The organism is Stenotrophomonas sp. 364 (assembly GCF_009832905.1).
Classification (GTDB): Bacteria; Pseudomonadota; Gammaproteobacteria; order Xanthomonadales; family Xanthomonadaceae; genus Stenotrophomonas; species Stenotrophomonas maltophilia_AP.
The window spans coordinates 3,785,198-3,803,695 of sequence record NZ_CP047135.1 but is presented as its reverse complement, the minus strand read 5'-3'; the positions used below and the strand labels follow the sequence as shown (position 1 = coordinate 3,803,695).

Annotated in this window: 16 protein-coding genes; 6 read left to right on the top strand and 10 right to left on the bottom strand. The window is 68.9% G+C overall.

The window, feature by feature from the left end; all coding sequences use genetic code 11:
- Nucleotides 1–30: 30 nt before the first annotated feature.
- Nucleotides 31–651 (top strand): glutathione S-transferase, encoded by a 621-nt coding sequence (locus GQ674_RS17080; RefSeq protein WP_159498011.1) that lies wholly within the window; start codon nt 31–33, stop codon nt 649–651.
- A 190-nt stretch (nt 652–841) separates the two neighbouring features.
- On the opposite strand, the gene GQ674_RS17075 is transcribed toward GQ674_RS17080, so the two are convergent.
- Complete coding sequence (locus GQ674_RS17075) at nt 842–3,073, bottom strand: primosomal protein N' (RefSeq protein ID WP_159498010.1); 2,232 nt, start codon at nt 3,071–3,073, stop codon at nt 842–844.
- A 438-nt stretch (nt 3,074–3,511) separates the two neighbouring features.
- On the opposite strand from GQ674_RS17075, the gene GQ674_RS17070 reads away from it, so the two are divergent.
- From GQ674_RS17070 to sppA, 4 genes are all read left to right on the top strand, one after another.
- Nucleotides 3,512–4,516: a hypothetical protein gene (locus tag GQ674_RS17070; RefSeq protein WP_159498009.1), complete on the top strand. Its 1,005-nt coding sequence runs from the start codon at nt 3,512–3,514 to the stop codon at nt 4,514–4,516.
- Entirely contained in the window at nt 4,509–5,084 is a 576-nt protein-coding gene (locus tag GQ674_RS17065) for a DUF3106 domain-containing protein (protein WP_159498008.1), read from the top strand. Before GQ674_RS17070 ends, GQ674_RS17065 begins: the two co-directional genes overlap by 8 nt.
- 173 nt (nt 5,085–5,257) lie before the next feature.
- Complete coding sequence (locus GQ674_RS17060; RefSeq protein WP_159498007.1) at nt 5,258–6,628, top strand: MATE family efflux transporter; 1,371 nt, start codon at nt 5,258–5,260, stop codon at nt 6,626–6,628.
- Nucleotides 6,629–6,714: 86 nt separating this feature from the next.
- Nucleotides 6,715–8,619 (top strand): signal peptide peptidase SppA, encoded by a 1,905-nt coding sequence (sppA, locus tag GQ674_RS17055; RefSeq protein ID WP_159498006.1) that lies wholly within the window; start codon nt 6,715–6,717, stop codon nt 8,617–8,619.
- Nucleotides 8,620–8,679: 60 nt separating this feature from the next.
- On the opposite strand, the gene GQ674_RS17050 is transcribed toward sppA, so the two are convergent.
- Nucleotides 8,680–8,895, bottom strand: coding sequence for a hypothetical protein (locus GQ674_RS17050; protein WP_236546114.1), 216 nt, complete (start codon nt 8,893–8,895; stop codon nt 8,680–8,682).
- A 159-nt stretch (nt 8,896–9,054) separates the two neighbouring features.
- Here GQ674_RS17050 and GQ674_RS17045 point away from each other — a divergent pair, with 159 nt between their 5' ends.
- Nucleotides 9,055–9,831 (top strand): SDR family oxidoreductase, encoded by a 777-nt coding sequence (locus GQ674_RS17045; RefSeq protein ID WP_038691757.1) that lies wholly within the window; start codon nt 9,055–9,057, stop codon nt 9,829–9,831.
- Between the two features lie 153 nt (nt 9,832–9,984).
- On the opposite strand, the gene GQ674_RS17040 is transcribed toward GQ674_RS17045, so the two are convergent.
- From GQ674_RS17040 to dprA, 8 genes are all read right to left on the bottom strand, one after another.
- Nucleotides 9,985–10,752, bottom strand: coding sequence for a hypothetical protein (locus GQ674_RS17040; protein ID WP_328803807.1), 768 nt, complete (start codon nt 10,750–10,752; stop codon nt 9,985–9,987).
- Between the two features lie 53 nt (nt 10,753–10,805).
- On the bottom strand, nt 10,806–11,612 hold the full coding sequence (locus tag GQ674_RS17035; RefSeq protein ID WP_236546113.1) for a DUF4124 domain-containing protein: 807 nt from the start codon (nt 11,610–11,612) through the stop codon (nt 10,806–10,808).
- Nucleotides 11,613–11,668: 56 nt separating this feature from the next.
- Nucleotides 11,669–12,229: a Sua5/YciO/YrdC/YwlC family protein gene (locus GQ674_RS17030; protein WP_159498005.1), complete on the bottom strand. Its 561-nt coding sequence runs from the start codon at nt 12,227–12,229 to the stop codon at nt 11,669–11,671.
- Nucleotides 12,230–12,342: 113 nt separating this feature from the next.
- Complete coding sequence (locus GQ674_RS17025; RefSeq protein ID WP_128096327.1) at nt 12,343–14,844, bottom strand: DNA topoisomerase I; 2,502 nt, start codon at nt 14,842–14,844, stop codon at nt 12,343–12,345.
- Between the two features lie 191 nt (nt 14,845–15,035).
- Entirely contained in the window at nt 15,036–15,947 is a 912-nt protein-coding gene (locus GQ674_RS17020; protein WP_159498004.1) for an RDD family protein, read from the bottom strand.
- Between the two features lie 44 nt (nt 15,948–15,991).
- Nucleotides 15,992–16,780: a GYF domain-containing protein gene (locus GQ674_RS17015; protein WP_159498003.1), complete on the bottom strand. Its 789-nt coding sequence runs from the start codon at nt 16,778–16,780 to the stop codon at nt 15,992–15,994.
- 37 nt (nt 16,781–16,817) lie between these two features.
- Entirely contained in the window at nt 16,818–17,291 is a 474-nt protein-coding gene (locus tag GQ674_RS17010; protein WP_038685975.1) for a DUF494 family protein, read from the bottom strand.
- A gap of 42 nt (nt 17,292–17,333) precedes the next feature.
- Complete coding sequence (gene dprA, locus GQ674_RS17005; RefSeq protein WP_159498002.1) at nt 17,334–18,476, bottom strand: DNA-processing protein DprA; 1,143 nt, start codon at nt 18,474–18,476, stop codon at nt 17,334–17,336.
- Between the last annotated feature and the right edge of the window lie 22 nt (nt 18,477–18,498).

Genomic DNA, 18,498 nt, shown 5'->3' with positions numbered 1-18,498 from the left:
GCCGCTTCTGTCCGAACCGGGAAACCAACCATGCTGAAGATCTGGGGCCGCCACAATTCGAGCAACGTGCGCAAAGTCCTCTGGTGTGCCGAGGAAATCGCCGTGCCCTACGAGTCGATCCAGGTCGGCGGTGCCTTCGGCGGCACCCAGTCGCCGGAATACCGGGCGATGAACCCCAACGGTCTGGTGCCGTTGATCGAAGACCATGGCCTGCCGCTGTGGGAATCCAACACCATCGTGCGTTACCTGGCCGCGCGTTACGCGCTGGGCACGCTGTACCCCGAAGACGTGGTGGCACGCGCGCAGTCGGAGAAATGGATGGACTGGACCACCTCCGCGTTCTCGGGCGTGTTCCGCGACCTGTTCTGGGGCACCCTGCGCACCGCGCCGGCCGATCGCGATGAAGCGCGTATCGCCACCGCGCTGGTACGTTCGGGCGAACTGCTGGCCATGGCCGACGATGCGCTGTCGCGGCAGCCGTGGCTGTCCGGCGACGACTTCGCCATGGGCGATATCCCGCTGGGCGCCTTCATCTATGCCTGGTTCGAAATGCCGATCCAGCGCCCGCAGTTGCCGCACCTGGCGGCCTGGTACGAGCGCCTCAAGCAGCGCCCCGCGTACCAGCGCGGCGTCATGACCGCATTGACCTGACGCGCCGTGCCGACCAACGGTCGGCACCTGCCGGATGGGTGACACCTACCGGATGGATGAAACATACCGGATGGATGAAACATACCGGATGGGTGGCACATGGTAGGTGCGGACCGTTGGTCCGCACACGGCCCGCGCATGCGATGCAACGATGGCGGACGTGGTGTGCCGACCCACGGTCGGCACCTACCTAGTACAGATCCGTCGGATCCACATCCAGCGACCAGCGCACCTTGCGTGCCTGCGGCAGCGCGTGGATCTGCGGGGTGATCAGGTCCAGCACGCCGTGCAGCGGCCGGCGCGCCGGCGCGGACAGCAACAGCTGGGTACGCTGGTACCCGGCGCGGCGCGGCATCGGTGCGGGCATCGGGCCGTAACGTTCCACTGCGGCATCGTCGGGAATCAGCCCGCGCACCGCGCTGAGCATCGCGTTGGCGTGTTCCACCTGCTGCGACTCGGCGCGCAGCAGCGCCAGGTGCGCGAACGGTGGAAAGCCGGCCGCTTCGCGCTGCTGCAACTCGGCGTCGGCAAAGGCGTGGTAACCGCCATTGACCAGCGTCTCCAGCAACGGGTGCCCGGGGTGGTGGGTCTGCAGCCACACCTCGCCCGGATCGGTGGCGCGCCCGGCGCGCCCGGCCACCTGGATCAACTGCTGGGCCAGCTTCTCGCTGGCGCGGAAATCGGCAGAGAACAGGCCTTCATCGATGCCCACCACCACCACCAGCGTCAGCTTCGGCAGGTCGTGGCCCTTGGCCAGGATCTGCGTGCCCACCAGGATCCCGGCACGGTCGCCCAGCGTTGCCAGCTGGGTTTCCAGCGCATCGCGGCGGCTGGTGGTGCCGCGGTCGATGCGGATCACCGGGTAATCGGCGAACGCATCGACCAGGTGTTCTTCCAATCGCTCGGTACCAATGCCCTGCGGCTGCAGCGCCAGGCTGCCGCAATCGGGGCAGGCCAATGGCGCGGACTGGCGCGCGCCGCAGTGGTGGCACTGCAGGCGGCGGCCGCCGGCGTGCACGGTCATCGGCGCATCGCAGCGCTGGCACGGCGCGGTCCAGCCGCAGTCGTGGCACAGCAGCACCGGCGCATACCCGCGCCGGTTCTTGAACACCAGCACCTGGTGGCCGGCCTGCAGGTGCTCGGCAATGCCCTGCAGCACCTCGGGCGACAGCCCATCGCGCAGCGGTCGCTTGCGCACGTCCAGCACTCGCACCCGCGGCGGCCGGGCATCGCCGGCGCGCACTTTCAGGCGCAGGTGGGTGTAACGGCCGGCCTGCGCGTTGTGCAGCGATTCCAGCGACGGCGTGGCACTGCCCAGCACCACCGGCACGTCCAGCGCCTTGGCCCGCACCAGGGCGAAATCGCGCGCGTGGTAGCGGATGCCATCCTGCTGTTTGTAGCTGCCGTCGTGTTCTTCATCCACCACGATCAGCCCGGCGTTGGGCAGCGGGGTGAAGATCGCCGAGCGCGTGCCCACGATCACCTGCGCTTCGCCGCGCGATGCGGCAGCCCACACGCGTGCGCGCTCGTTATCGTTCAAGCCCGAATGCAGCACGTGCACCGGAATACCCAGGCGGGTGCGGAAGCGCGCCAGCGTCTGCGGGGTCAGGCCGATTTCCGGCACCAGCACCAGCGCCTGCCGGCCGCGTGCCAGGCAGTCCACGATGGCCTGCAGGTACACCTCGGTCTTGCCGCTGCCGGTGACCCCGTCCAGCAGGTAGGCACCGAAGCCTGTCGCGCGGGTGATCGCGGCGATCGCGGCCGCCTGCTCGGGGTTGGGCGGTGGGCCGGCGCTGGCCTGCGCAACCGGCACCTGATGGTCCAGCGCGATCCGCTCGACCACGCCGCGCTTGGCCAGGGCGCGGGCGGCGCTGCGCCAGTCCTCCATGCGTGCGTCCAGCACGTCTTCGTCCACCACGCCCTCGGCCAGCAGCGTGCCCAACCGCTGCGGGCGGGTGCCGGCACGCAGGCGCGCGCGCTGGGCGTGGCCGTCGGCGGTCAGCTGCCAGCCCCAGCGGTGGGTGTCGGGTACCGCCTCGCCACGTCGCAATGGCGCCGGCAGCGCGGTGCTGACCACCTCGCCCAGCGGGGCGTGGGTGTAGCGCGCCAGCCACTGCAGCGAGGCCCATAGCTCGCCGCCCAGCAGCGGTTGCGCATCGATCCAGTCCAGCGCGGTGCGCAGCGTGCCGCCATCGGCCACCACGCCGATGCCCGCCACCACCCCGACCAGCTCGCGCGAGCCGAACGGCACCCGCAGCCGGCGCCCGACCATGCCGGCCTGCGGCGGCTCGCCCGGCGGCGGGGCGTAATCGAACCACTGGGGCAGGGGCAGCGGTAGCGCCACCTGCACGGTTGGCGCATTCAGCTGGGGCGTGGGGCCACCGGTCAGCGACAGGGTGGGGGCCGGATCGGAACTGGGCATCGCAGCAGTGTAGCGGCCCGTTCCCGCCCCGGCAGCGACCCTGAACACGCTTGTGAGGTCCACTGCGCAAACCTAAATAGCGGCTAAATATCTGTCCCGTCGAGAGATTCAGGCTTATCCACATCTTCTGTGGATAAGTCTGTGCGCCACTCTCGATCTCCGGGCCGTGCGTCAGGAAGTTCCGACCTCTCCCTCAACTTGGTCAAAAAATAGCCACACAACTATATCTATAAAATTCAATAAGATAGCTGTGAAACAAAGCTGAAACATGCATAGCGTGCCTATCGCACCCGGTCGCACCCTGCATTTCCTTGATGCTGTGCACAACCTGCGCCCGTGACAGCCACAACCTGGCTGCCCCGTCTTCACACGCTGCCTATATCGGCATGCCGGATCGGCTGCGCAATCGCTATCATTTCCGCAAATGATGGAGTTGCTATGACGGCTGCGACGGCCCCCCTTTCTTCAACCGCAGCCGGCGCGCTGTCGGCGTTCCTGCGCGGCGTTGAGCGCCGCGCCCTGGTGGTGGCCGAGCTGCAATGCGGTGACCCGGCCGTTGCCGAGCAGGCCTTGGTGGCGGTGATGCGGGCGTTCGCCGGTATCGCCAGCGATGTGCCGATGGCGCAATGGCCCGACCGATTCTGGATCCTGCTGGCCCACCGCACGCCCATCCGCATGCCGGCCGAGGGCGGGCGCTGGGGCGACGGCCTTGGCCACCTGCAGGCCCTGCCGCCGCCGGCACGGCTGGCGCTGCTGCTGCGCATCGGCGGCGGACTGGACGAGGCGGCGGCGGCCCAGATCCTCGATCTGCCCGTGGCCGACTACCAGCAGGCGCTCGCCGACGCGTGCCCGCGCGATGCGCACGGCCATCCCGACGCGGCCGGCTGGCGCGCACTGGCCGAACAGGTGCAGCAGCGCCTGCGCGACCTGCCGCTGTCACGCCTGCAGAAACTGCAGCAGCCGGTCGCCGCGCCGACCCCGGCCAACCACGATGCCGCCTCCTGGCGTACCCCGCACAAGGCCGATGCCACGCCGGCCCGTGCCCGCCCGCGCCGCCAGGGCGGGCGCCGCTTCCCCTGGAAGGGGCTGCTGATCGTGGCGGTCACCGCTGGCGTGCTGCTGGGCGGCGCGGCCTGGTGGAAACATGCCCGCACCGCGACCGACCCGGCCGCAAGTGCGCCCGACGGCGCCGTTGCCGATGCCGGCCCGGTGCAGGTGGAAGCCCTGCCGGCCGATGACGTGCCCGTGATCGCGCCGGCCGATCCGGCCCACGCCGCCACCGATGCGGCCATGCTGGCCGACCCGGACCTGCCCCTGGCGCGCGATGCCGACCTGTATGCCTGGTCGGCCGCCGGCGGTCCGGTGCCGGTGGATGAATCACAGCCGCAGCCCAGCCGCCCCGAAGCGGCGGCGGCCGGGCTGGAGACCAGCACCGATGAATAAGCTCTTCCTGCGCGTGGCGCTGCTGCTGGCCGTGCCCACGTTGGCCAACGCCGCCTCCCAACCGTTGCCGTTGCCCGAACGCGACGCAATGCCGGCCGTCGCCACGCCCGCCACCGCGCCGGCCATTCCGGCCACCCGCGCCGCGCTCGACCCGGCCCAACTGCAGGAACTGCGCCGCCGCTACGCCGCCTGGCAGGCACTGCCGGAACCGGAGCGGGCGCGCATCCGCGACGCCGCCCAGCGCATGGCCGCGTTGCCGCCGGCCCAGCAGCAGGCGCTGCGCGCGCGTTTCGACGCACAGGACCAGCGCTTCCGCGACGGCTGGCTGCTGGGACCGCAACTGGGCCAGGCCTTCCCCAAGCTGCAGGGCTTGTTCGGCTACCTGCCGGCCGAACAGCGCGAACCGGCGCTGGCCACCCTGCGCCAGCTCAGCCTGGACCAGCTGGCCCAGCTCAGCCTGGTGGCGCAGCGCACCCCACCGCAGGAGCGCGACCAGGTCCGCAGCCAGTTCCTCGCGCTCGCCCCCGGCGCCCGCGACGCGTGGCTGAAGCAGAACGTCGGCCATTGAGTGCACGCACGCTGCCGCGCAGCGCGGCGTGCGAGTGCGGCGGCGTCATCGTGTCGCAAACTGCACATTCACCCCCGGTCGTGGGTTTTGCCGTGCCACGCGCGTAAGATGACCGGCCGCAACCCGGTGCCTGTGCCCTCCGCGCGCTGCCGCAGTTGCCGTACGTGATCCCCATGTCCATCGCTTCTCCTACGCCGCGCCTTTCCCAGGAAGTGCGCGCCACCGGCCTGCTCGCGCTGCCGCTGGTGCTGGGCCATGTTTCCACCGGCCTGATCTCCTTCGTCGACAACGTCATCGCCGGCCACCACGGCACCCAGACGCTGGCTGCCGTCACCATCGGCACCGCGCTGCTGTGGCTGCCGATGCTGATCCCGATCGGCACCCTGATCTCGCTCACCGCCTCGGTGTCGCAGCTGCACGGCGCTGGGCGCGAGCGTGAGATCGGCCCGCTGTTCCGCCAGGCGCTGTGGCTGGCGCTCGGGCTGGGCCTGATCATGTTCACCTTCCTTACGGTGGTGCCGCCGCTGCTGCCGGCGTTCGGCATCGCCCCGGACATCGTGCCCGGGGCCACCGCGTTCCTGCATGCGGTGCGTTGGGGCGGTCCGGCGCTGACGCTGTATTTCTGCATGCGCTACCTCAGCGAGGGCATGCACTGGACGCTGCCGACCATGATCCTGGGCTTCGGCGGCCTGGTGATCCTGGCACCGCTGGGCTACATCCTCTGCTACGGCAAGTTCGGCATGCCGGAAATGGGCGCCGAAGGGCTGGGCATCGCCTCGGCCACGATGATGTGGATCCAGGCGCTGTGCTTTGCCGGCTACCTGTGGAAAACCAAGCGGTTCGCGCACCTGCAGCTGTTCTCGCATTTTGAGCTGCCGCGCTGGGCCGCGATCTGGGACCTGCTGCGGACCGGCCTGCCGATCGGCATCACCGTGCTGATGGAAGGCGGGCTGTTCATCGTCACCGCGCTGCTGATCGGTCGCCTGGGCGCTACCGAAGCGGCCTCGCACCAGATCGCCATCAACGTGGCGCAGCTGTGCTTCATGATCCCGATGGGCGTGGCCGAAGCCACCACCGTGCGCGTGGGCCATGCGGTGGGCAGCGGCAACGGGCTGGGCGTGCGCCGCGCGGCGATCGCCGGGCTGGTGATCATCCTGGGCACCCAGATGCTGTCCGCACTGGTGCTGCTGTTCGGCCATGACGCCATCGTCGGGGTGTACACCGCCGACATGGGCGTGGCGGCGCTGGCCTCCACGCTGCTGCTGTACGCCGCGGCGTTCCAGTTCCCCGATGGCGTGCAGGTGCTCTCGGCCGGCGCGTTGCGCGGGCTCAAGGACACCCGCGTGCCGATGTTCATCGCCATGTTCTCGTACTGGGGCCTGGGCATGCCGCTCGGCGCCGGTCTGGGCCTTGGCCTGGGCATGGGCCCGCAGGGCATGTGGCTGGGCCTGATCCTGGGCCTGACCGCCGCCGCCATCCTGATGGCCTGGCGCCTGCGCGTCAGCAGCCGCCGGGTCGGCCTGGCGTTCCCGCCCGCCGCCTGACGGACCCCCTTACTTGTGTCCGATGCCGGCCTGCCCGGCACCGGCTATGCTGGCATTACGGCAAGAAGCCAACTGGAGTTTTCCCCATGAACCAACCCGCGCGTCGCAATCCCGTCGCCAGCTTCTTCATCGGGCTGTGGGATGTGATGAACTTTACCCGCAGGCTGATCCTCAACCTGGTCTTCTTCGGCCTGCTGTTGTTGATCCTGATCCTGTTCGTCGTGGCGATGGGCAAGGGGGCCAGCGCCGGCAATGCGCTGCAGGACCGCACCACGCTGGTGATCGCGCCGGAAGGCCGGCTGGTCGAGCAGTTCAGCGCCGACCCGGTCAGCCGCGCGCTGTCCAAGGCGATCGGTGACAACAGCGCCGAGGAAGTGCAGCTGCGCGACCTGATCCGCGCGCTGGATGCGGCCCGCACCGACAAGAAGATCGAACGCGTGGTGCTGGAGCTGGACAAGCTGCAGCCCAGCGGCTTTGCGTCGATGCGCGAAGTGGCCGCCGCGCTGCAGGAACTGCGCGCTGCCGGCAAGCAGGTCGTGGCCTTCAGCGAGAACATGAGCCAGTCGCAGTACCTGCTGGCCGCGCAGGCCGACGAGGTCTACCTGGACCCGATGGGCGGCGTGGTGCTGGAAGGCCTTGGCCGTTACCGCCAGTACTTCCGCACCGGCCTGCAGGACAAGCTGGGCGTGGACGTGCATCTGTTCAAGGTGGGCGAATACAAGTCCGCCGCCGAGCCGTACGTGCTCGACGCCGCCTCGCCGCAGGCCAAGGAAGCCGACCTGTTCTGGATGAACGATGTGTGGCAGCGCTACCTGGCCGACATCGCCAAGGCACGCAAGCTGGACCCCGCGCAGCTGGCCGCCGGCATCGACACCATGCCCGAAGGGATCGCCGCCGCCGGGGGTGACCTGGCCAAGTTCGCCCTGCAGCAGAAGCTGGTGGACGGGCTGAAGACGCGCGAGGAAGTGGAAGACCTGCTCACCGATCGCGGCGTCGCCGACGAAGACGCCGACGGCGGCTTCCGCAGCGTGAACCTCGATGCCTACCTGTCCGCGCTGGACAGCCGTCGCTCGCCGGTGGATTCGCGTCCGCAGGTAGCCGTGATCGTGGCCGCCGGTGAAATCGCCGGTGGTGACCTGCCGGCCGGTCGCGTCGGTGGCGTGTCGACCTCGGCCCTGCTGCGTGAAGCCCGCGACGACAAGGACGTGAAGGCGGTGGTGCTGCGCGTGGATTCGCCCGGCGGTGAAGTGTTCGCCTCCGAGCAGATCCGTCGCGAAGTGGTGGCGCTGAAGGCGGCCGGCAAGCCGGTGGTGGTGTCGATGGGCGACCTGGCCGCCTCCGGTGGGTACTGGATCAGCATGAACGCCGATCGCATCTACGCCGACCCGTCGACCATCACCGGGTCGATCGGCATCTTCGGCATGATCCCCAACGTGGCCCGTTCGCTGGACAAGATCGGCGTGCATACCGATGGCGTGGGCACCACCCGCTTCGCCGGTGCGTTCGACATGACCCGTCCGATGGACCCGGCCGTGGGCCAGGTGATCCAGTCGGTGATCAACAAGGGCTACGCCGATTTCACCGGCAAGGTTGCCGACGCGCGCAACAAGCCGGTCGAGGCAGTCGATGAAGTTGCCCGCGGTCGCGTGTGGAGCGGTGCGCAGGCCAAGGAACGCGGTCTGGTCGACGAGTTCGGTGGTCTGAAGGCTGCCGTGGCCGATGCGGCCAAGCGTGCCAAGCTGGGCGAGGTGGACAAGGTCCGCGTGCGCTACATCGAGAAGGGCGCCACGCCGTTCGCGCAGTTCATGAGCGGCTTTGCCGGCAGCCACGCCGGTGCGTGGATGCTGGGCGAGTCGGGCATGGCGCGGCTGATGCTGGCCCGTTCGATGCCGGAGCTGGATACCCAGCTGCGCTTTGTCGAAGATGCGGCCCGCGACCCGCGCGGGAGTGCACCGGTGAAGGCGCTGGCGTACTGCTTCTGCGGCTTCTGAGGCGGTAACGCGCATGCCATGAAAAAACCCGGCGAACGCCGGGTTTTTTTTGGGGTGGCTCTACCGGTCGGTGGGCGCTTCGTCGGCGGCGCGGGTGTCGGGCGCCTTTTCCAGCATGTCGCGCGCGGACTTGGCCTTGTCCAGTGGTTGCTGCATGGCATCGCGCAGTGCGGTGGCCTGCGGTTCCGGGGGTTTGTCCGGTGCCGGTGGCACCGGTCGGTTGCAGCCGGCCAGGGCCAGCAGCGCGGTCAGCGGCAGGACGACACGAATGTTCATGGCACGCACACCTTGATGGCCGGGGGGAACAGTGTCGCACCGTCGCCGCCGGCCTGCATGAGCGCGGACCGCGTGCGGGGGCTGCGCTATCCTGCGTGCAGCGCACCGCATGGTGCAGTGCGCAGCATCACGGGGCAGGGTTCCCCGCAGGAGAAACAGGTGAGCGCGCAACGTTGGCGATTGGATGGGCAGACCGCCTTGATCACCGGTGCAAGTGCCGGCATCGGCTTGGCGATTGCCCGGGAACTGGCCGGTTTCGGCGCGGACCTGTTGATCGTCGGGCGCGATCCGGATGCGCTGGAAATGGCCCGCGATGAACTGGTGGATGCCTTCCCCGACCGCGAGATCCATGGCCTGGCCGCCGATGTCTCCGACGACGAAGACCGACGCGAGATCCTCGACTGGGTCGAAGACCACAGCGACGGCCTGCACCTGCTGATCAACAACGCCGGTGGCAACATCACCAAGCCCGCCACCGAATACACCGAAGACGAATGGCGCGGCATCTTCGAGACCAACCTGTTCTCGGCGTTCGAGCTGTCGCGCTACGCGCACCCGCTGCTGGCCCGGCACGCCGCCTCGGCGATCGTCAACGTGGGCAGCGTGTCCGGCCTCACCCACGTGCGCAGCGGCGCGGTGTACGGCATGACCAAGGCCGCCATGCACCAGATGACCCGCAACCTGGCCGTGGAGTGGGCCGAAGACGGTATCCGGGTCAACGCGGTGGCGCCGTGGTACATCCGCACCCGGCGCACGTCTGGACCCTTGTCCGACCCGGACTACTACGAAGAAGTGATCGACCGCACCCCGATGCGCCGCATCGGTGAACCCGAGGAAGTGGCAGCCGCGGTGGGGTTCCTGTGCCTGCCGGCGTCGAGCTACGTCACCGGTGAATGCATCGCGGTGGACGGTGGGTTCCTGCGCTACGGGTTCTGACGCAGATAAACGGTCTGGAGCGCAGCCGACCAACGGTCGGCTCTACCCGGATGCGGTCGCGCAGCCGACCAACGTTCGGCTCTACCCGGATGTGGCCGCGCAGCCGACCAACGGTCGGCTCTACCCGGATGTGGCCGGGCATACGGCCAACGGTTAGGGGATGGGGCAGTCGCTGTCGGCGAGGATGCCCGCCAGCCGTTCGCGTTCGGCCGTGGCCAGGGCCGCGTTTTCCGGCGTGGCAAAGCGCTCCCGTCCACGTGCATCGCGGAAGCGCTGCTGCCAGCTGTTGCAGCGCTGTGCTTCCGGGACGGGCTCGCACGTATCGCGGATCACTTCGCAGCCTGCGGCATTGAGCGGGGTGGTGCCGCCCAGGCCGGTGACGGTCATCAAGACGCAGTGCGGCGGCGCCGGTTCGCGTTCGTGCAGGTAGCCGCCGCCTTCGCGCCCCTGGCACTGGTAGATCTCCGGGAGCGGCTGTTTGGCCACCGCGTCGGCTTCCGCCTGCTGCTGGGCCTGCCGGCGCACCACGTCGCTGTCCAGGATGGCCGTGCCTTCGGCCTCTACCGAGGTCTGCACATCACCGGCCTGCAGCACCGGCAGGGGCGCATGTTCAAGGAGGCCGGCGGCAACGGCCGGCGGGGCGCTGGCCGGGACCGCCGCTGCCACCGGCGCGGTGGACGGCGCCGTCGGAGCGGCGCTGCTGGCCGGGGCGGTGAAGCGCTGGATGCGTTGCTGGGTGCCGGCCGGGCAGGGCGCGTTCTGCACGGTGAGGCCGCCATCGGCGGCGGTACAGCGGAACAGCACCACGTCCTCGGCAAGCGCCAGCGCTGGCAGGCACAGCCACATGGCGAGCAGGGCCAGGCCACTGCGCAATGCGACACGGCGGGTCAGGGACGGGGGCGGCAGGAAAGCGATGGGCATCGGGTCGGGGCGACAAGCCGAAAGGCGTAGCGAAGTGCGCATTGAAGCACGTGCTAGCGGCAGTCGCGTTCCAGTCGCGCATCCACGCTGCGCTGCTCACGGCTGAGCGCATCACGTTGGCCCTGCAGCGCACTGTTGTACTGGCGGACCAGTTCCCAGCGACGATCCTGCAGGCGCGCGCAGACGTCCTGCTGTGGCAGCGGGTTGCACGCGTCGCGCACCAGAACGTTGCCGGTGGGAACCACGGTGTCGGTGTAGGTGCCGGGGTAGACCTCGCGGGTGCCCTCCCAGTGCGTGCTGCCGCTGCCCACGCTGACGCTGCCGCCCACGTGTGGACCACCGCCGGAGATCGACAGCGAGCCACCACTGGAGCGGACCGCGCCCGATCCCGAGCCGGCCCCCATCGGGGCGATCGGCGGCAGCGGACGCGGCGGGCGGCCACCGCCGGGCGGACGATGGCCGCCGCCGTACGGCAGGTACACGCTGGTCCAGATCGGTACCCAGCGCGGATTGCCCTCGCCACTGTCGCTGGTATAGCGGCTGCCGTCGTCGCGCACGCATTCGTACAGCGGTTGCGGCGGCTGCACGTAGACGTGGCGCACTTCGCGCTGCGGCGCCGCCGGTGCCGGCGTGGCAGTGGGGTCGCGGTCGCTGCGCACCACGCGCGGGGCGGGATCGCGCGGGCGTTGCATGTCGCGCACTTCCTGGCGCCCGTTGCGGCAGGGTGCGTCCTGCAGCGACACCGCGCCGTTGCTGCCCACGCACCGGTACACGCGCACATTGCCGGCGTCCTGCGCGGCCAGGGGCGCGCTGGCGCAGCACAGCAGCAGGGACAGGCGAAGGACGGTCGTTCGGCGCATGGGCCCAGTGTGCGGCTTTGCCGGCAGCGGCGCAAAACCCCGGGTCTGGTGGCCGCTCAGCTGCGCAGGACCTGGCCGCTGAGCGCGTCGCGGATCGGGGTGGGCTGGGCCAGGCCGCCGGTATCGCCGTCAACCAGGCCGTCCAGCAGCGGCAGCAGCGCCGGGTCCAGTTCGGCCCGGGTCCGTGCCGGTGGCTTGCCGGCCAGGTTGGCGCTGGTGGACACCAGCGGGCCGCCCCAGGCCTGGCACAACGCGGCCACCAACGGGTGCGCGCTGATGCGCACGGCAATGCCGCTGTGCGCGCCGGTGATCCAGCGCGGCGCGTGTGGGCCGGCCGGCAGGATCCAGGTGTTCGCACCGGGCCAGCTGGCCAGCACCACGGCCTGGCGTTGCGCGGGCAAGTCCTGCAGGCGCACCCAGTCGTCCAGCTGGGCCAGGTCGGCGGCCACCAGGATCATGCCTTTCTCGACCGGGCGCTGCTTGAGCTGCAGCAGCTTCATCACCGCCGCCTCATGGGCGGGATCGCAGCCCAGGCCCCAGACCGCCTCGGTCGGGTAAGCCACTACGCCGCCGGCGCGGAGCACGGGCAGGGCGGTATCCAGGGTGAGTTCGTTCATGGCGGCAACAGCGCAGGCGTGGGCGTAGGCCCGTATTATCCGCCCCCGGCGTGCCAACCGGGTGATCCCCGCGCAGATCCACGCCGGGCGTGGGTCTGCGCCGGTGGCGGCACTCAGGCCTTCTTGGCGACCGTCTTCTTGGCAGCTTTCTTGGTGGCCGCCTTCTTGGTCGCGGTTTTCTTCGTTGCGGCCTTCTTGGTGGCGGCTTTCTTCGCCGGTGCCTTCTTGGCGGCCGCCTTCTTCGGCGCGGCCTCCTTCTTCACCGTGGCCTTCTTGGCCACTACCTTCTTGGCCGCCTTTTTGCCGAAGCCCTTGCGCACCGGCTTGCCGGTTTCTTCCATCAGCTGCTGCACTTCGGCCAGGGTCAGCGAGGCCGGCTCACGATCCTTGGGGATCTTGCCGTTCATCCTGCCATCGCTGATGTACGGGCCGAAGCGGCCGTTCAACACCTGGATGTCGCTGCCCTCGAATTCCTTGATGATCCGGTTGCGCGCGATCTCTTCCTTCTCTTCGATCAGGAACACCGCACGGGCCAGGTCGATCGTGTAGGGATCGTCTTCCTTCTTCAGCGAGGCATAGGTGCTGCCGCGCTTGGCGAACGGACCGAAGCGGCCGATGCCGACGCTGACGTCCTCGTCCTTGTCCTGGCCGAGCGCGCGCGGCATTAGGAACAGCTCCAGCGCGTCTTCCAGGGAAATGGTGTGCATCGACTGGCCCGGGCGCAGCGAGGCGAACTTGGGCTTGTCTTCGGCATCCTCGGCAGTGCTGCCGATCGCCGCGTACGGCCCGAAGCGACCCAGCCGCACGCTGACCGGCTTGCCGGTCTTGGGATCGGTGCCGAGTTCGCGCGCGCCACTGGCTTCGGCGCGGTCCACCGATTCGTTCTTTTCTTCAACCAGCTTGCTGAAGGGGTCCCAGAAACGGGCCATCAGCGGAATCCAGTCTTCCTCGCCACGCGACACCGCGTCGAGCTCGTCTTCGAGCTTGGCGGTGAAGTCGTAGTCCACGTACTGGGTGAAGTGGCTGGACAGGAACTTGGACACCGCACGGCCGACGTCGGACGGACGGAAGCTGCGGCCTTCCATCTCCACGTACTTGCGGAACAGCAGGGTCTGGATGATCGAGGCGTAGGTCGACGGGCGGCCGATGCCATATTCTTCCAGCGCCTTGACCAGCGCCGCTTCGGTGAAGCGCGGCGGCGGCTGGGTGAAATGCTGGTCGGCCACGATGCGATCGAGCGGCACGCGGTCGCCGGGCTTCATCGCCGGCAGCTTGCGGCCTTCGTCGTCGTCTTCGGCGCTCTTGGTGTCCTTGCCTTCCTCGTACACGGCCAGGAAGCCGGGCACCACCACGGTGGTACCGCTGGCGCGGAACACGTGTTCGCTGCCGGCCGACAGGTCCACGCTCACGGTGTTGAGCGTGGCCGGGATCATCTGGCAGGCCACGGCCCGCTTCCAGATCAGTTCGTAGAGCTTGCGCTCGTCGTCGGTCAGGAAGCGCGCCACCTGGGCAGGGGTCCGCAGGGCCGAGGTCGGGCGCACCGCTTCATGCGCTTCCTGGGCGTTCTTGGACTTGGTCTGGTAGGTGTTGGGCTGGTCGGGCAGCGAGGCGATGCCGTAATCGCGGGCGATCACGTCGCGGATCTCGGCCAGTGCATCCTGGGACAGGTTGACCGAGTCCGTACGCATGTACGAGATCAGGCCGACGGTGCCTTCTTCCTCGCCGATGGCCACGCCTTCGTACAGCTTCTGTGCCACCTGCATGGTCTTGCGGGTGGTGAAGCCCAGCTTGCGCGAGGCTTCCTGCTGCAGCGTGGAGGTGGTGAACGGCGGGGCCGGCCGGCGCTTGCGCTCCTTGCTGGCCACGTCGGTGACATGCAGCGCGCCCTGCGCGGCCTGCTGGATGCGCAGGCGTGCGGCTTCGGCGGTGTCGCCGTCGGTCACGGTGAACTGTTCGAACTTCTTGCCGTCCAGCTTGGTCAGGCGCGCGGTGAACGGCTGCGAAGGATGCGCGCAGGCGGCATCGATGCTCCAGTACTCGCGGGCGATGAAGGCTTCGATCTCCTCCTCGCGCTCGACGATCATGCGCAGCGCCGGGCTCTGCACGCGGCCGGCGGACAGGCCGCGCTGTACCTTGCGCCACAGCACCGGGGACAGGTTGAAGCCCACCAGATAGTCCAGTGCGCGGCGTGCCTGCTGGGCATCCACCAGGTCGCCGGCGATCTCGCGCGGGTGACCCATGGCTTCCTTGATGGCGCGCGGGGTGATCTCGGTGAAGACCACGCGCTGCATCGGCTTGTCCTTGACCAGCCCGCGTTCCTTGAGGATTTCGGCGATGTGCCAGCTGATCGCCTCACCCTCGCGATCCGGATCGGTGGCCAGGAAGATGTCGTCGGCGCCCTTGGCGGCCTTGACGATGGCATCGACGTGCTTCTCGTTCTTCTCGATGAGGTCGTAGCGCATCGCGAAGTTGTTGTTCGGATCGACGGCGCCTTCCTTCGGCACCAGGTCGCGCACATGCCCATACGAGGCCAGGACCGTGAAGTCCTTGCCGAGGTATTTGTTGATCGTCTTGGCCTTGGCGGGCGATTCGACGATGAGCAGGTGCTTGGGCATGTCAGATTATTTCTGTGGGCAGCAGCCCGGGAGAGGGCGCTAGGGTGGAGCAAATGGCCGCATTAGTGAAGGGCAGCGGGCGATTTCCATAAACTGAACGCCCGGGTATGCGCCGGGCGTTCAGCTTTTTCTCTTATTAGAGGAATCACGACCGAGCCGCCCGTGTCAAGCGGCCCGGTGTGAGGGTGGGGTCACGACATGGACGAGGCGATGACCCCGATCATGGCGATACCCACGCCGATGGCGGCCACGGTGAGCAGCGCCGAGACGACCAGGATCACGATGGTGAGCGTGCCCAAACCCTCCTGCTGCAGGTGTTCGTTCTCGGTGTAGGCCCATTTGTCGACCACCACGGTGTCGCAGATCATGTCGTGCAGGGCCTGCTTGCGCTCGGTGAAGCCGGCCATGATGAAACCGATCATCAGGGTCAGGCTGCTCAGCAGGAAGCCGAAGTAGCGCCCGATGCCGCGGCCCAGGGTGAGCCGTTCGCCGTTGCCGCGGACCACCTTGATGCCCACCGCCATCTTGCCCAGCGTGGCGCCGCCGGCCGAGGCATGGAAGCCGGCGTAGTAGGCCACGCCCAGGGCCAGGCCGGCCAGCATCGCCACCAGGCTCATCACCAGCGCCAGCGACTCGTTGCCCGAGACCGCGCCGATGCCATTGAAGATCAGGCTGATCGGGATGTTGACCACGCTGACCACCAGCGAGTCGATGAAGTAGCTGGCGTAGCGCTTCCAGAAGCCGGCATAGACCACATGGCCGCCGCTGACCACGCCCGTGCCCGCAAGGCCGCTGCCTGCTGCCGGCGCGGTGTACGGCGAATAGGTGCCGCCACCGGTGCCCGGCAGCGGTGCGGTGCCGTTGTCGATGGCCGTGTAGTCGCCGCGCAGGTCGAAGCCGCTGCCCAGGTTCTCTGCGGCGCTGCTCAGGTTCTGCAGCTGCAGTTCGTCGACCGCCTCGGACAACGGCTTCCACTGCGCAAAGCCCTCACGCCAGACCAGCGTGGTCAGGCTGATCTGCGCGCGCTGGAAACGCAGGCGCATCTCGTCGGCGGTCAACGGGCCCTGGCGCTCCTGGCCATCGGCGAAATACCACTCAGTCATTGCTTCAATCCCCTTTGGGTTCATCCATGGACATGCGTCCGTTGTCAGCCGCGGCAGTGCTGCGGCAGGTACTTGTCATCCGGCTCGCCGGTGCATTCCCACTGGTGCAGTTCCGGGTCGTAATCCAGCCACAGCAGCTTGCCGTCCAGGGCCGCCTTGGCGGGCACCGTCAGCTCGGCCTCGATGCCGCAGTGGCTGTTGTCGAAGCGGCCGATCCGCACCGCCGACAGGTCATCGCTGGCATAGCTTTCGGCCGGCTGGAAGCCCTCGTCGTCGTTGACCGGGCAGCGCCCGTGGGTCTGCACGAACTCGCTGACCTGCACCTTGATCGGGTCGAGCGCGGTGATGGCCTGCGCGGTCTTGGCGCGCAGCACATAGTCCTGGTAGGCGGGCAGGGCGATCGCGGCGAGGATACCGATGACCGCTACCAGCACCAGCCCGCAGATGCCGGCCACGATGCCGGCGATCGCGCAGCCGGACAGGCCCCGGCGCGGTGGTGCCGCGTCCATCGAAGGCGCTGCGGTGGACGTTACCGGCGGGAAGGGCCCGGCGGGCACCGGGCCGGGCGGCGGGCTGTCCGCGGGAATCTGCGGCGGCAGCGCAACGTGGGGGGTGTCGGTTTCAGCAGGCGTGCCGGCCGCCGGCGCCGGCGTTGCCAGCACCAGGCCGATCTCGTCGGCCACCTCGCGCAGCGGTTGCCACTGCGCCATGCCATCGCGCCAGACCAGCGTATCGGCCGCAATGCGGCTGGACTGGTACAGCGCGATCAGCTCATCGGACGCCAGCGGCCCGCGCTGCTGGCGATTTCCTTCTGCATAGAACCACTGGCCCACGGCACGCTCCTGAATGCGCAAGGCACCCAGTGTACGGTCAGTGAAGCGGTTCCGGTTCGTCTATGAACATCTGCGTTTCCATCCAGGCATACGCGGCCTCGGACCCGGGCTGGTTGAACAGCACCATCAGCACCACCCACTTCAGGTCGTCCAGATCCAGCTCGTCCTGGTCCAGGGCCATGGCGCGGTCCAGCACCAGCTCGCGCTGGTTGGCGTCCAGGATGCCGTGCTGCTCCAGGAACATCAGGAAGCCGCGGCCTTCAACGTCCAGCTTGTCCAGTTCCGGACCGTGGTAAATGCGCACCGGGCCATCGACCCGGGCCACGTTCACGGCCGGGCGCTGGTCGGCGAGGGCATCGAGCCAGTCGAACGCTTTCTTGATTTCGGTGGGGCTGAAGCCGGCCTGTATCAGGCTGTTCTGGAGGGTGTCGCGGTCACGGACGAGGTCCGGGTCCTCGCTGAAATAATGTTCGAACAGGTACAGCAGGACATCCAGAATGCTCTCTTTCATTGCCCCTCGGCCTGCGTCAACGACGCTGTGGAGGTGAAGAAACTAGGGTTTTCGACAGTAGCGGCCATAGGCGGCAACCACCTTTCCTTCCAGTTCCATGACCAGCAGCATGGCCGACAGCTGGGCCGTCGTCAATCCGCTGCGCTGGATCAGTGAATCCATACCCGTTGGGTTGTCATCCAGTGCCTGCCACAAGCGCTGGTAGTTCGGGTCGGGGAAGGAGGGGGCGCGCCGAGGCGCCGGTCGTGCCTGTTCAGTGGGGGCATCCAGACGGCTTCGCAAGGCCTGGCCCAGAGTGCCGGCCAGTGCGGTCAGCCCGGCGATCACTTCGTCGGGGTGCTCCACCAGCATCACGCCCTCGCGGATCAGCCGGTGGCAGCCGCGCGCCCGCGGGTTGCGCACCGAACCGGGCAGGGCGAAGACCTCACGCCCGGCCTCGGCCGCCAGCCGGGCGGTGATCAGCGCCCCGGACCGCAGCGCCGCTTCGATTACCACCGTGCCCAGGCTGAGCCCGGCGATCAGCCGGTTGCGCGCGGGGAACTGGCCGGCCTTGGGCGCGGTGCCGGGCGGGTACTCGCTGACCACGGCACCGCCCTGGGCGATCCGCGCCTGCAGGGTGGCATGGCGTGGCGGGTAGGTCTGGTCCAGGCCGGTGGCCACCACCGCCACCGTCACGCCGCCCGGCACCCGCAACGCCGCGTCATGGGCGCGCCCATCCACCCCAGCGGCCAGCCCGCTGACCACCGACAACCCGCTGCGCGCGAACGCGGCGGCGAATTCGGCCGCCAGCTCCGCGCCGCTGGGCGACGGTGTGCGACTGCCCACCACGGCAACCCCGGGATGCCAGAGCATGGCCGGGTCGCCCTGCACGAACAGCACCAACGGGGCCTGGGGATGGTGGCGCAGCAGCACCGGGTAGTCGTCGCTGTGGATCGGCAGCAGGTGGTGGCCGGGTTGCGACGCCCAGTGGTGGGCCCGTGCCAGTGCGGCCGGGTCGGGGTGGGCCAGCCGCGCGCACTGTTCGGCGGTGCAGCCACTGGCCCGCCAGCTCGATGGCCCGGCACGCAGCGCAAGGGCGGGATCGGCGTGGGTCTGCAGGAGGTGCCGCCGCGGCGGCAGGGGGCCGCCGGCCAGGACCAGGCGGAGCAGGGCGTCGCGGGTGTCAGGCAGGAGGGTTTCGCACATCTGCCAAGGCTAGGCCGCATAC

What these genes read in the sequence shown, in the direction of transcription:
- GQ674_RS17080 (WP_159498011.1), top strand. Translation starts at nt 31, where the DNA reads ATGCTGAAGATCTGGGGCCGCCACAATTCGAGCAACGTGCGCAAAGTC.
- GQ674_RS17020 (WP_159498004.1), bottom strand. Translation starts at nt 15,947, where the DNA reads ATGACTGAGTGGTATTTCGCCGATGGCCAGGAGCGCCAGGGCCCGTTG.
- GQ674_RS17060 (WP_159498007.1), top strand. Translation starts at nt 5,258, where the DNA reads ATGTCCATCGCTTCTCCTACGCCGCGCCTTTCCCAGGAAGTGCGCGCC.
- GQ674_RS17070 (WP_159498009.1), top strand. Translation starts at nt 3,512, where the DNA reads ATGACGGCTGCGACGGCCCCCCTTTCTTCAACCGCAGCCGGCGCGCTG.
- sppA (WP_159498006.1), top strand. Translation starts at nt 6,715, where the DNA reads ATGAACCAACCCGCGCGTCGCAATCCCGTCGCCAGCTTCTTCATCGGG.
- GQ674_RS17040 (WP_328803807.1), bottom strand. Translation starts at nt 10,752, where the DNA reads ATGCCCATCGCTTTCCTGCCGCCCCCGTCCCTGACCCGCCGTGTCGCA.
- GQ674_RS17065 (WP_159498008.1), top strand. Translation starts at nt 4,509, where the DNA reads ATGAATAAGCTCTTCCTGCGCGTGGCGCTGCTGCTGGCCGTGCCCACG.
- GQ674_RS17075 (WP_159498010.1), bottom strand. Translation starts at nt 3,073, where the DNA reads ATGCCCAGTTCCGATCCGGCCCCCACCCTGTCGCTGACCGGTGGCCCC.
- GQ674_RS17050 (WP_236546114.1), bottom strand. Translation starts at nt 8,895, where the DNA reads ATGAACATTCGTGTCGTCCTGCCGCTGACCGCGCTGCTGGCCCTGGCC.
- GQ674_RS17030 (WP_159498005.1), bottom strand. Translation starts at nt 12,229, where the DNA reads ATGAACGAACTCACCCTGGATACCGCCCTGCCCGTGCTCCGCGCCGGC.
- dprA (WP_159498002.1), bottom strand. Translation starts at nt 18,476, where the DNA reads ATGTGCGAAACCCTCCTGCCTGACACCCGCGACGCCCTGCTCCGCCTG.
- GQ674_RS17035 (WP_236546113.1), bottom strand. Translation starts at nt 11,612, where the DNA reads ATGCGCCGAACGACCGTCCTTCGCCTGTCCCTGCTGCTGTGCTGCGCC.
- GQ674_RS17025 (WP_128096327.1), bottom strand. Translation starts at nt 14,844, where the DNA reads ATGCCCAAGCACCTGCTCATCGTCGAATCGCCCGCCAAGGCCAAGACG.
- GQ674_RS17010 (WP_038685975.1), bottom strand. Translation starts at nt 17,291, where the DNA reads ATGAAAGAGAGCATTCTGGATGTCCTGCTGTACCTGTTCGAACATTAT.